Raw genomic sequence first — 12125 nt, forward strand, 5'->3', positions numbered from 1 at the left:
GTATTTCTATTTTAGAAATAGATACAGAGATCGAATCGATGACACATGTTGTCTTAAAAGAAAGAATGTTTTTAGATTCTAGTTTTAATAATTGTAGCCACGAGTTTTTGGGTTATGCAGAATTTTTCGACTTGCTCAGAGTTAATTCTAATGGTCTTTATAGTCTTAATTCAGGCAAAGAATATATTTTAACTCACCTAATTCGTCTAAAGAAATTTTCTCTTTTTGACAGCCCAAAATTTAATTGGAAAAATGAGGAAATTTATATTGATAGATTCGGTTTATCTAACTTATCGGAACATATCGAAGAAAGAAAATTATCGTTCATGAGAAAAAAGGTGAAGTTCAACCAAGAGGACTTTTTTATTGAAAAAGTTTCGAACTCTTTTTATCTTCGTTCCTTTACATCTGACATGGTAATATCATTGCGCCATATATATCAATTGTTGGTTTTGTTTCATGACAATCATCCGATTACCGCCAATGATTTGCATGATTCTTTTCAAGATAATAATGATGTAAATAAAGCATTTTTAAAAGAACAATTTGCAACAATTGTTTATTGGGGTCTTTCCAATGATTATCTTAAACTAGCAATCTGAACTATATCTAATTATATTAGTCTTGTAGAGAACCTGTCCTAAAGATTGGGGTCTTTACACTGTGCACCCTAAAGGGTGCTTTTTATGGATAGGGAGAAAAGAAGATTTCCAAGAACATTATTCTCTGTCCTTTTTGGATGCAGATATCTTTAAAGCAATCCCATTGGTTTGAGATGGGCAATGATCGGCTGCTGGATACATCATTTTCCATAAATGGTATTTTGATTTTGCAGGACAAATTTTAAAAAGTCTTTCGGATAATCTCCAAACTGGTTCAAAGCAGCATTTATCCATACAAATGATTGAGTATGCAATTGTATGCATATACAATTATACATATGTACAATTATGTATTTGTACAGATAAACAGATGTTTTAATATGTAAACAAATCTGATGGGTACATAATTAATGTAATGGTACGAAGGAGTGTATTGGGGGAATTGCTCCATTCGTTGTTCTTTGAAACGAAGCATAGAATTCCTTAGACAGGTTCACCTGTCATTCTTGTGAGATCAGGGACAATGGTTTGCTGCTTTTGAAAGGAAGAAGCAATTTTTATTTTGAGCGATATCGATTTCCACGTTCACTTTCTTGGATACCGAGCTGTTTTGTCTTTTTCTCCCTTTTCACTTTTTATCACTACAAAGGTCATAGTGGGTCAGGTCAAAACATATTGGCACAAACTTCAAAAAGTCGGAACTTTCTCATTGAAGGACAGGCTTTTCACAGCCCGATCCCTTTGTTTTTCCATCTTCTCTTTCTGGAAGGAGGGGAAAAACGCAGACCTTTCAATTTTGTATATGCCTCGACCATCCCTGTCCATCTTTGGCCAAGTTCGGGCCAAGAACCGGGAATCAGGGAATTTTCCGTCAGGATAAGGCGGTTGCTTTCACTTTTTCGGTCCGTTGCCCTATTGAAATTGCCCAAGGCGGACAGGTCACCGGCCAGACCGCTGGGAAATCCCTCAACGTTGAAGATGGTGCCATACTCTTTGCCGATGAACATACTTTCCCTTTTCATAAGCTCGGTATGCAGTCTTTCAAGGGAATACAGCCCGCAGAGCAGCAAAAGATCCCCAAAATCCTTTTGCGTCCCACGATTGGCGGCCGAGACCAACTTCAAGGCCCCAATGTCGAGTTCATGGATCAACCTGATGTTGTCTAATATTTCAACGGGATGGAGCAACGGGATATTTTGGATGATGTCTATTTTGATCGGGACACCGTTCCTTTGTACGTTCACCCTGAGAAAGGCCATTTGGTCATCCCCGAAGTTTTCCTCCAAGAGGCCCAAAAGCCCGTCTTTGAAGTTTGATCTGAAATAAGCACTTATTTCCTTCAATCTTTCGACCCCGACCACACCTTGGGAAAAGAGATCGAGGTCCGTAGAAGCCCTATGATTGTGCCGGATAGCGAGGTTGGTCCTCCTCCAAGGTTGAAGTCCCTTAAACAATCCGCATGCATCAATTGGACGATGACGCTTTTTAGCTAATCCGAAACGGCTTGGTTGACGGTCATTATCCAAATGAGGGGTTGTAGTTCTTCATATGGTCCAGTCTGATGCCATAACGTTCGGCCACGGCCCTGATACTGCTGTTCCCCCGGATCTGTTCGCTCCTCTTCGCACACCGGACAATGTCACTTATCGGATACAGTCTTTCGAGAAGCTCAAAATATTGTGGGTCCCCCATGTTGCGGGACAGTACCCTTTCAATGATAAATATCTTGTCCTTTTCCACATCAAGCACGCTGGGGTCGACATCCCAAAATACAGGTCCGGGAAAATAACCCTTTAGGTTCTTTCCTTTGGATGATGCTATGTTGTGCGACTTTTTCATAGTTCTTTCTATATCAAATATACGAAATATCCCAGTGTCCGGCCCATGGCCCCGTGTTCAATATGACTTGGGACAAAAATCGGGCCATTGATCTAATATGGAAGATTCTGTCCAAAGGAACCTATCGGCCGTTTTCCCCCTTCCCATAGAAATCCTTGGTTCATGTCCAGTGCTATATTTGATTTTCCATTTGAAAAAATCTCTCAATTATTTGCCGTACAAAAGACCATGTACGGCAAAATCCTTGCAAGTAATCCATAGGCCATAGGTTTGTGATATAGTTGATCGGAGGTCACGAAGCAAGTTGTGTTTTTGTAAACAAAAACTGCGCACTTCGTTTACAAATGACCTTTAGAACAATACCAAAACCATAGAAAATGGCAAGACCTAAAAAGGACATATCAAAACAAAGGACGATTGTCATCGCCTTCAGAGTTTCACAAAGCGAATACTTGATCATTGGCAACAATGCGAAGACAATTGGATTGTCCACAGCCGAATATATCCGAAGAAAATGTACAGGAAAATCCCTGCCAAAGAAAAAGGTAGATCCGTTGGACCGGAAACTGTTTGTCGAGCTGAGTCGGATGGGAAACAACCTGAACCAACTCGCTAGGGTCTCGAACTCAGGTATCCGTGACCCTTTCAGCATTCATATACAATTGGAGGAGGTAAAAATGCTATTGAAACAGCTCAAATCAAATATCTCGAACAATGATAGGTAAGATAACCATAGGAAAGGATTTTTACGGTGTTCTTGCCTACAATGAAAAAAAGGTAAGCAAAGGTGTAGGGCATGTGATCGATTCCAATATCGGACAATCCACAGCGGTGAATATGACACAGGAATTCAATTTGATCAGGCAATTGCGTCCGGGGCTTGGGAATACGGTACTTCATGTTTCCTTGAACCTGCCGTACTCTGACCAATTGGACGATAAAGAATTTGCTTCATTGGGATGCGACTATCTGATGAAAATGGGTTTCGATAACAACCAGTTCATTATGTACCGCCATACCGACACAGAACACGAACATATCCATATAGTGGCCAATAGGGTAAGGTATTCGGGTAGGATAACAAATGATAGTAACATTAAAAGAAGAAGCCGGGAAGTGCTCAATGATCTGGAAAGGAATTATGGACTGACCCAGATTTCAAAAAAAGCCGGTGCAAAAAAATCACTTGACCATAAGGAAATAGAGAAAACCCTGAGAACAGGCGATTTACCTATCAAACTTATTTTACAGGAGCGGATTGGTTTGGCAATTTCAAGGGCAACGGATACAACTGAATTTGTCAAATTACTGCAAGAGCTAAGTATATCGCCAAGATTCAACATTAGCAAAACCACAGGAAGGGTTTCGGGCATTTCATTCAACTATCAGGGCATAGTATATAAAGGCAGTACCCTTGGTAAAAATTTTTCATGGAACAGTATCGTAAAACAAATCGATTATGAGCAAACAAGAGACCGTTCAGTTATACTGTCGGCTAATGGAAAAGAACGAGGAACTGATAAAATTGGCGAAGGAAACGATGATGGAACAGTCAAGGTTGAACCGAGAAATAATGGGACTGGAAAAAGCACTGAAAATTCTGCTCAACAATCAAAAAGTTATGTGGGAGAAATTAAAGGAAATGGAGTAGTCGAGCCTTTATTGGAAGAAGCTGAGTGGAATCCTTTCAAACTAGAACTCAAAGATGACATTAATAAGAAAAAGTCCAAAAGAACAAAGAAAAAGAAAGGGTTGAACCGGTAGAATTTAGGCATATGAAAAACATGAATAAACAAGAATCATTAGAACTGGCCCCCTCCGAGATCCAAGTGTTGGAAATGATACGGAACAAAAGGTTCATATCCATCAAACTGATTATCAAAAATGGAGAGGTAGATGTTATTGAAGGTCTTGAGAGGATGCATACAGGAGAGCGAATTATAGACCTGTTGAAGCAACATGATTTTCAGAACTTGGAAATCAAACAAAGCAATGGTAAGATTGTTTGTGTAAACAGGATATTCAGGAAAAAAGTCTCCCCTTCCGGAAAAACTAAAAGAAGTTAACCAACCATTAATATTCAATGGATAAAATTGTCATCCGATACTGGATTTAAATAGTTTAAAAAGGTAAATTAAAGCCTGCTTATACAAATACGGTAGTGACCATACAAGATAAAGGAGCTACTGCTATTTAATGGAAATGTCCAACACAATCATTGAACAAAGGCAGAAAAAAAGAACATTCAACAGCACATGGCTCAAGACATTTAAAGGGTTTGAGGATTATTCGGAGGAAGAAGCGGAAAAAATCTTGGAGCAACTCAGGGAACTCGCCAACATAGTTTGCCGCCATGTCCAAAAAGGGAACATATGAACTTAGAGGTATTTGATCAATTTGCCAGAAGGGAAAAGGGAAGGATCATAGGAAAGAACAATACGGCTGTTATCTACACCCGTGTTTCCAGTAAAGAGCAATTTGACAAAAATGCCAGTCTCAGCACCCAACTTAAATATTGCCAGGAGTATGCACTTCGAAAGGAATTGGAAGTTCTGGAATATTTCGGAGGAACCTATGAATCCGCAAAGAGCGATGAACGTAGGGAATTTCAAAGGATGTTGAAATATGTCAAAAGGAGAAAGAACATTGGCTATATCATTGTCTATTCCTACGATAGGTTTTCACGTACGGGAGCGAACGGAGCCTATATCAGCGAACAGTTAAAAAAGCAGGGAGTGGCCGTTATTTCGGCCACCCAGGAAATCGATGTAACCACGAGTGCTGGGACCTTTCAAGAAAACCTATACCATATGTTCTCCCACTTCGACAATCAAGTCCGTAGGGACAAATCCATTACGGGAATGCGGGAGAAGCTGCGAAGGGGGCATTGGACGGGAGCCTACCCATTTGGATATACCAATACAAATCCTGGGAAAGGAAAGGTCCCGAATTTCGTAATTACCGAAGAAGGAAAATTGTTGAAGCAAGCTTTTTTATGGAAGGCCAATGCAAATATGTCCCATGTCGAGATTGCAAAACGGCTCAAAGAAAAGGGCCTGGACATACATGCAAAAAAATTGACCGATCTTTTTAGAAATCCATTCTATTGTGGACTTATTGTCAATAGCCTAATTCCTGGAGAAGTGATTCAAGGAAAACACGAGGCCCTGATATCGAAAGAAATCTTTTTAAAGATCCATAATCTACTTCACGAGGGAGATACACCCAAGAAATATTCGTACGACGATGAAAATCTGCCATTAAAACAGTTTGTCAGATCTTCGGTTTGTGGGACACCTTATACTGGGTTTATCGTGAAGAAAAAGGGGCTATATTATTACAAGAACAGGCGTAAGGGAAGCAGGGAAAGCAGAAGTGCAAAAAAGCTCCATGAAGAGTTTATAAATGTTTTGAGCAGGTATACCATAGCGGATAAAAAGTATATCGAACCTTTGACCGATATCATACACGATACCTTGTTGGCTAACAATCAAGAAGCACTTAACGACCAAAAACGATTGACCAAAGAACTCACTCAAATCGGAGAGCAGATAAATACGTTGGAAAGAAGATTCGTTTTGCTTAACGAAATCACAAAGTCCCAATATGATCTTTTTATGCCTGAACTAAAAGTCAAACAAAGGGAGTTGGAGATGAAATTGGAGAATAGCGGGATAAATAGTTCAAACCTCAAAAAATCAGTAAAAATGGCACTGGATTATGCTTGTAACTTACCGAATTTATGGAAGTTAGGGGATTTGGAAACAAAAAGGGCCATACAATATATGGTGTTCCCCGACGGGATTGTGTATGACTTCAAAAACAAAGTAGTTCAAACTTTTCGGGTCAACGAAATTTTTGGCGCAATCAGTTCGTTTTCAGGTAATTTGAAGGAAATAAAAAACGGGAATTTCCACTCAATTTGTGAAAAATCCCGTTTAGTGACCGCGGCAGGATTCAAACCTGCAACCTTCTGAGCCGTAATCAGATGCGCTATTCAGTTGCGCCACGCGGCCTTTTAATAGGGCTGCAAATATATTTCTTTTTACCTTTACTACAAAACCGCCCCAGCTAAAAATAAATATGGACTTTGCTGCCTACGTTCGTGATATTGAAGACTTTCCAAAACCTGGGGTGATCTTTAAGGACATTACCCCGCTTTTAAACAACCCGGAAGCACTAAAAAGAGCCTGTGATGCCCTTTCCAGCTTCACCACAAATATGAAGATTGACAAAGTGGTGGGGGTGGACAGCAGGGGCTTTATTTTTGCCCCCATGTTGGCCGATCGTCTCAAAGCAGGTTTTGTGCCAGTGCGGAAAAAAGGAAAACTACCCTATAAAACCGTTTCAGAGGCCTATGAATTGGAGTATGGTTCTGAAATTTTGGAAATCCATACTGACGCTATAAAAAAAGGAGAGAAAGTATTGATTCACGATGATGTGTTGGCCACGGGAGGAACGGCCAGTGCCGTGTGTAAATTGGTAGAAAAATTGGGTGGGGAAGTAGTGCAGTGCAATTTCTTGATTGAACTTTCCTTTTTGAACGGAGCAGAAAAGCTCAACGGCTATCAAATTGAAGCCTTACTGCAATATTGAATCAACTGTCCAACGCCCTTGTGGTGACATAATAGCGCCAGCCTATGATGGCCAGTTGTAATTTGGAAGCTTTAGCCAAATCCAATCCCCTTTTTGTATAGGAGGGAAGGATGGCTTTGTTGATTTTGGCAAGAATTTTATAGAACATGGTCCAAAACGTTGGTTGGTCATTACAAATATAGCCAAGATACAACGAATCGTTGATGTTTGGATCTATACGTAATAATAGGCTGCCTAAAAACATTTAGACGGTCTTTTTCATTTAAAGATCAGATTATTGGTTTATCGACCAATGTATAAAAATAGGTTTGCCGGGCTTATGCCCTTAAAATTGCCTTTTTCCGATTATGCGTCAAGGCAATAAATCCTATTTCGGTCTCTACCTTTTAAAAAGAACCATTTTTGTCCCATACGTCAACTCAAAAGGCCAAATAGTCAATTTAAAATTATCATTCGTTGGTTGGAACCAAAAATGGCTGATACCTACCCCTACATTAGCCATAATAAAATTTTAAAAATGAATGCAACCCAAATTGCGTATTCTCCTGATGAGGAAATGGTTGTTTTAGGAAACGATGCAGGTCTGATTCAAATATATCAACTGAGCCAATCAAAAGGTGAACTTGAAAATTTAATCGCCACGATTGAGTATCACGATAATGCCATTGTACACCTTCGTTTAACAAAAGAAAACCACATCATTTCCGTGGATGTAGACGGTAAGTGGTGTGTACATGAAGACACGGGGGAAATTATTAGAGAGGGGAACACTATGCTGAATGAGGTTTTGGCGGATTCGGATGCAGAAGCCAAGGTGCTTTATGTTGCAAGTACGTCCAAAGGTTCCAAACCAGTGCTTCTACAAATAGATCTAGCTTCTGGAACGGAGGTGAAAGCTCCAATAGAAGCCGTTGAGGATATCGATACAGATTTTGTGGATCGAGGTTGCAAACCTGTTGCAATCAATGAAAGCAAAGCAGCCTTTTATTTCCAGTTGGAAACTCAAAAGTTGATTATTGTCGATTTTGACAAACAAAACTTTCAAACCGTCGATTTAGAATATAGGAAATACACTAAAAGCAAACTTTTTGCCGATCCCATATTTGATGCCAGCGGGCTTCTGGATTTAGGGGTTCGTTTGGATTATCATCCGTATCAAATCAGCGAGGCCAATGAGTACTTACTGGTAGCCGAAGTGTTTAAATTGAGTACAGGGGAGAGGCAATATGGTATTCCGTGCTTTACCATGCCTGAACAAGACATGGGTGAATTTTTGGTTGAGAGCGGTATGGATTCCCAAGAATATAAAAAGGCTAGGGATTCCTTTGCTGAATTAATTACAAATATTAAGGTGCAAGATGATGGTAAAAAGGTATGGATCACCTTACGACCTGACACAACAATGATTCTTCTTTGTTTTAATTTGGAGCAAAAGAGACACGAAACCATTTTCAGAACTCCCAATATAGCCGATCCACAAAAATTTACGTTAGATGATATTTTCACCATAGACCCATCATTTAAAGTTTTGGGAGTAAGTCCAAAGGGCAACTATGCAGGTTTTGGTTACCCGAATAATTGGGTGAAGCATGAATTTGAGGGAGAGTTTAAGGTGGTTGAATTATCTGAAAGCAAAGAACAGCAAATAGAGATTACATGTGCTTTTCTGGTAAGTTATAAATGGGCCTTCATTCAATCCCGGGACAACTGTTTTTTGATGGATATCAACACCGGTGAAACACTAAAACAGTTAAGTGAAGACTATATAGATGTATTCAGTGCAGCGTTATCTCCAGACAAGAAAAGAGTACTACTGGGAAGTAATGGTACTGAAGCTTTTTTGTGGGAATTGGAAGCAAATGAACTAAAAAAGCTTGGAGTCACCACCATTAATGCCAAGGCGTTGGGGTGGGCAAGTAATGATACTGCCATACTTTCCGGGCAGCATGGCGGTGTGATAACCGTGGATATTGAAAAGTTTATTAAGGAATATGGGAATATGGACTACTCCGACCCCAATAGTCCTGGTCATTATGGGTTTAAGCACGATGGAGGGAAGGTATATGAGAACGGAATGTTAATGAATGCGCAAGTAGATCATTATTCAAGTGATTTTTTCTACCAAAAAGAGGATGCCAAAGTTGTGGAGATTTTGGAGGGGCGCCTTTTTAACAAATACCAAATAGATAATGATGTTCAAATCAATCATGAAGTATTTGATTTTAAAGGGGAAGAGGTGAATTTTGATTCAGGTTACCCTAAATTGCTGGTATGCGGTCAAAATGCGGTAGTTGTCATGGATAAAGGGGGAAATTTGGTTATGTTTAATATTCATACTGGAAAGCTGTTGGGCGAAGGGTCTTTGGGTGCAGAAGAGGTACATATATTTACCAATTTGGAAAAAAACAAATTGTATGGGCATGAAGGGAACGATCTTAAAAAGTGGAATTTAAGAAATGGAAATTCCAGTGAAGTGTGGAGCGGGGGAAACGCCATGAGGTTTTCAATCGCTCGTGATCGTCTTTTGATTTTACACAAGGAAGGCAGCATTGAAATAGTGGATATTGGCAATGACACTAGTTTGTTAAAAGTGGCCGTCTTTCAAAAAGGAAAAAGTGTTGAGATAAGAAAACTATAGTATACCCATTGTACATTTTGAAATAGATTTTTGGAAAATTACCTCATGCTGAACGTGTCCGAATGGTACAGACCCGGCAGGATTGGCTTTGCCCTTCCTGAAAAAGCTCCGCTTTGAAAATAGTCTAAACAAAAAAACGCTCAAGCAAGCTTGGCGTTTTTTCTTATTAAACTATTTATTCGTGACCGCGGTAGGATTCAAATCTGTTGCCTTCCAAGCCTAATCAGATGTGTTATTCAGTTGGGCCATGTGGCCCAATATGGTTCCTTCAAGCAACCGATTTCAAGTATTTTCTCTTGCTTTTATTTGTTGGCTTCAATCCAGTTATCAATCTTGTCTTCCAACAATGCCAAGGGCACACATCCGGTTTCCAATACTTGGTTGTGGAATTGGCCAATGTTGAACTTCTCCCCAAGGGCATCTTCCGCTTTTTTGCGCAATTCACGAATCTTCAACTGTCCTATTTTATAGGACAAAGCCTGCCCCGGATTGGCCATATAGCGCTCAATCTCAGAGATGATACTGGCTTCGGACTCAGCTTCATTATCCAAGGAATACTGAATGGCCTGCTCCCGTGTCCAACCTTTGGAATGCAATCCCGTATCGACCACCAACCGAACGGCTCTGTGCATTTCGGCCCCCAGCATGCCAAAATATTGATAGGGGTCCGTATACAATCCCAATTCTTTTCCTAAAGATTCGGCGTAAAGGGCCCAACCCTCACCATAGCCACTGTACCAAAGGGTCTTTCTAAATTGGGGCAATTCCTCATTCTCCTGTGTCAGCGAAGTTTGGTAGTGGTGCCCCGGAATGGCCTCGTGCAAAAACAAAGACTCATCGGAATAGATATTATATTGGCTTGCATCGGGAATGGGCACATAAAAAACGCCGGGACGGGTACCGTCCAAAGAGCCTGGATTGTATTCCGCACTGGCTGATTTTTCCCGGAAAGCCTCAGTCCTTCGGACCACAAAGGGTGTTTTGGGCTTGTTGTCGAACAGTTTTTCCAATTGCGGCTTCATCCGTTCATGAATCGCATTGAAATGATCGATAACTTGTTGAGGTTCGGTAAAGGGCATCAACTCTTCATTGCCACGCACATAGTCAAAGAACGCTTTAAGATCGCCTTCAAAACCAACCTGTTCCTTTATTTTTTCCATTTCGGAACGGATTCGGGCCACTTCGCTCAATCCCAACTCATGGATTTCCGCAGCGGTCATGTTGGTAGTGGTATATTTTTTTATTTGGTGCGCATAATAGGCATCGCCATTGGGCTCTCCTTGAATACCACTGGATTCTCTTCCGGCATCAAGATATTCTGTGCTCATAAAACTGTGCAATTTGGTGTAAGCCGGAACAATCTTGTTGGTGATCATGTCCGAGTACGCCTCTGTGAGCATTGACTTTTCTTCATCCGAAAAATCATCGGGCATATTTTGAATGGGTTGGTAAAACAGATGTTGCTCCACATCTTCCACCATTTGCGACTCCAATTGGGGCAGTACTTTAACGATCAATGATTTTGGGAGTACATATCCTTTTTCAATACCTTCTTTCATTTTGTCCTCGGTACTGGAAAGCCATTCCAGATATTCGTCCACACGTTTCATCCATTCTTGGTAGTCCTCAACGGTCTCAAAAGGTTGTGCGCTGGCACCGCTGGCCAATTGACCCATAAACAGGTTTTGGGACCACATTTGATCAATGGGGGTCAAGTCTGCATTATAATTGAACTCTGCTAAATTGATGTCGCATTCCCAAGCCAAAATGGCCTTGCTCATCTGTTCGCTTTCGGAGAGCTCTTCATCGGGAAATTCAGAAAGCTTGCTTTTGTAGCTTTCGTAATAGGCCTTTTCTTCGGTTTTGTAGGCATCAGAAAGCATGTTGGGAAACGAATCGTCGAATCGGTGATCGCCTGCCAAGGTTGCCATAATTGGATTCAGCTTTAGGCCATCTTCGTAATAATTGTCCAATAATGCTTCAAATTCTACATTATGGTTGGGCACTTCCTCTTTTTTGGATTCTTGTTTGCATGAGCTCATGGCAATCAGGGCCACAAGCAAAATTGTTATTTTTTTCACTTTTTTTGGTTTGATATGTTACAGATGTAAAATAACTAAATCAGAACCACATGTCATAATTGGAGTGCTAAAGTTTTAATAAAATGAAATGATAATTGAACAAAGCAATAAGACCAAGGGCAAAAAAATAGAAATTGCTTTGGATTACATAAGGATAGTTTCTATGAGTTGTATCAACAAAAACACAAGAAACTTTACAATGGAAATCATGGAATGTTTGATTTTAATGGTTACTAATTTAAGCTGTTAACCGGTTATATTTTTTGAAGATAAAATGATAAATTTCATGTTTCCAAGTATTTACAATAAAATCTATGCAATTGCATACAAGATTGTAGCTTTTTAAATGAGATGCTGCTTTATTTTTTC

12 protein-coding genes and 1 tRNA gene are annotated in these 12125 nt (G+C 40.1%); 8 read left to right on the forward strand and 5 right to left on the reverse strand.

Annotated features, from left to right (window positions below; translation table 11 throughout):
• Positions 1 to 602 (forward strand): hypothetical protein (locus A7D14_RS08885; RefSeq protein ID WP_176712393.1); only part of this gene is annotated, 602 nt, incomplete at its 5' end.
• Between the two features lie 725 nt (positions 603 to 1327).
• Here the strand turns inward: A7D14_RS08885 and A7D14_RS08890 are convergent.
• The gene (locus A7D14_RS08890) at positions 1328 to 2056 is read right to left on the reverse strand and encodes a nucleotidyl transferase AbiEii/AbiGii toxin family protein (protein ID WP_176712394.1); all 729 of its coding nucleotides are present in this window, start codon (positions 2054 to 2056) and stop codon (positions 1328 to 1330) included.
• Positions 2057 to 2120: 64 nt separating this feature from the next.
• Entirely contained in the window at positions 2121 to 2441 is a 321-nt protein-coding gene (locus tag A7D14_RS08895; RefSeq protein WP_036382851.1) for a DUF6922 domain-containing protein, read from the reverse strand.
• 377 nt (positions 2442 to 2818) lie between these two features.
• Between A7D14_RS08895 and A7D14_RS08900 the strand changes: the two genes are divergently transcribed.
• The 5 genes from A7D14_RS08900 (at position 2819) to A7D14_RS19645 (ending at position 6418) form a co-directional block, all read left to right on the forward strand.
• Entirely contained in the window at positions 2819 to 3166 is a 348-nt protein-coding gene (locus A7D14_RS08900; RefSeq protein ID WP_051947280.1) for a plasmid mobilization protein, read from the forward strand.
• Positions 3156 to 4205 carry a relaxase/mobilization nuclease domain-containing protein gene (locus tag A7D14_RS08905; RefSeq protein ID WP_036382849.1) on the forward strand — a complete coding sequence of 350 codons (1050 nt, stop codon included), beginning with the start codon at positions 3156 to 3158 and terminating at the stop codon, positions 4203 to 4205. Before A7D14_RS08900 ends, A7D14_RS08905 begins: the two co-directional genes overlap by 11 nt.
• A 20-nt stretch (positions 4206 to 4225) precedes the next feature.
• Complete coding sequence (locus A7D14_RS08910; RefSeq protein ID WP_081894502.1) at positions 4226 to 4507, forward strand: hypothetical protein; 282 nt, start codon at positions 4226 to 4228, stop codon at positions 4505 to 4507.
• 136 nt (positions 4508 to 4643) lie between these two features.
• The gene (locus tag A7D14_RS20030; RefSeq protein ID WP_156102265.1) at positions 4644 to 4817 is read left to right on the forward strand and encodes a hypothetical protein; all 174 of its coding nucleotides are present in this window, start codon (positions 4644 to 4646) and stop codon (positions 4815 to 4817) included.
• Entirely contained in the window at positions 4814 to 6418 is a 1605-nt protein-coding gene (locus A7D14_RS19645; protein WP_083158042.1) for a recombinase family protein, read from the forward strand. Before A7D14_RS20030 ends, A7D14_RS19645 begins: the two co-directional genes overlap by 4 nt.
• Here A7D14_RS19645 and A7D14_RS08925 read toward each other — a convergent pair.
• A tRNA-Arg gene (locus tag A7D14_RS08925) sits at positions 6384 to 6457 on the reverse strand. The two genes, A7D14_RS19645 and A7D14_RS08925, sit on opposite strands and share 35 nt — an antisense overlap.
• A 67-nt stretch (positions 6458 to 6524) precedes the next feature.
• On the opposite strand from A7D14_RS08925, the gene A7D14_RS08930 reads away from it, so the two are divergent.
• Positions 6525 to 7037 carry an adenine phosphoribosyltransferase gene (locus tag A7D14_RS08930; protein WP_067032979.1) on the forward strand — a complete coding sequence of 171 codons (513 nt, stop codon included), beginning with the start codon at positions 6525 to 6527 and terminating at the stop codon, positions 7035 to 7037.
• A 1-nt stretch (position 7038) separates the two neighbouring features.
• Here A7D14_RS08930 and A7D14_RS08935 read toward each other — a convergent pair whose 3' ends face one another.
• Positions 7039 to 7185, reverse strand: a complete 147-nt coding sequence (locus tag A7D14_RS08935; RefSeq protein WP_067032981.1) for an SsrA-binding protein — start codon at positions 7183 to 7185, stop codon at positions 7039 to 7041.
• A 369-nt stretch (positions 7186 to 7554) separates the two neighbouring features.
• Between A7D14_RS08935 and A7D14_RS08940 the strand changes: the two genes are divergently transcribed.
• A complete protein-coding gene (locus A7D14_RS08940) occupies positions 7555 to 9675 on the forward strand; it encodes a hypothetical protein (protein WP_141673327.1) in 2121 nt (706 codons plus the stop codon).
• A 302-nt stretch (positions 9676 to 9977) separates the two neighbouring features.
• Here A7D14_RS08940 and A7D14_RS08945 read toward each other — a convergent pair whose 3' ends face one another.
• Positions 9978 to 11756 carry a DUF885 domain-containing protein gene (locus tag A7D14_RS08945; RefSeq protein ID WP_067032986.1) on the reverse strand — a complete coding sequence of 593 codons (1779 nt, stop codon included), beginning with the start codon at positions 11754 to 11756 and terminating at the stop codon, positions 9978 to 9980.
• Positions 11757 to 12125: the final 369 nt, after the last annotated feature.

This window comes from Allomuricauda sp. CP2A, from assembly GCF_001683915.1.
In the GTDB taxonomy this organism is placed as follows: Bacteria; Bacteroidota; Bacteroidia; order Flavobacteriales; family Flavobacteriaceae; genus Flagellimonas.

Coding starts and splice junctions, on each gene's coding strand:
- A7D14_RS08930 (WP_067032979.1), top strand. CDS start 6,525: ATGGACTTTGCTGCCTACGTTCGTGATATTGAAGACTTTCCAAAACCT.
- A7D14_RS20030 (WP_156102265.1), top strand. CDS start 4,644: ATGTCCAACACAATCATTGAACAAAGGCAGAAAAAAAGAACATTCAAC.
- A7D14_RS08905 (WP_036382849.1), top strand. CDS start 3,156: ATGATAGGTAAGATAACCATAGGAAAGGATTTTTACGGTGTTCTTGCC.
- A7D14_RS08900 (WP_051947280.1), top strand. CDS start 2,819: ATGGCAAGACCTAAAAAGGACATATCAAAACAAAGGACGATTGTCATC.
- A7D14_RS08910 (WP_081894502.1), top strand. CDS start 4,226: ATGAATAAACAAGAATCATTAGAACTGGCCCCCTCCGAGATCCAAGTG.
- A7D14_RS08895 (WP_036382851.1), bottom strand. CDS start 2,441: ATGAAAAAGTCGCACAACATAGCATCATCCAAAGGAAAGAACCTAAAG.
- A7D14_RS08940 (WP_141673327.1), top strand. CDS start 7,555: ATGAATGCAACCCAAATTGCGTATTCTCCTGATGAGGAAATGGTTGTT.
- A7D14_RS19645 (WP_083158042.1), top strand. CDS start 4,814: ATGAACTTAGAGGTATTTGATCAATTTGCCAGAAGGGAAAAGGGAAGG.
- A7D14_RS08935 (WP_067032981.1), bottom strand. CDS start 7,185: ATGTTCTATAAAATTCTTGCCAAAATCAACAAAGCCATCCTTCCCTCC.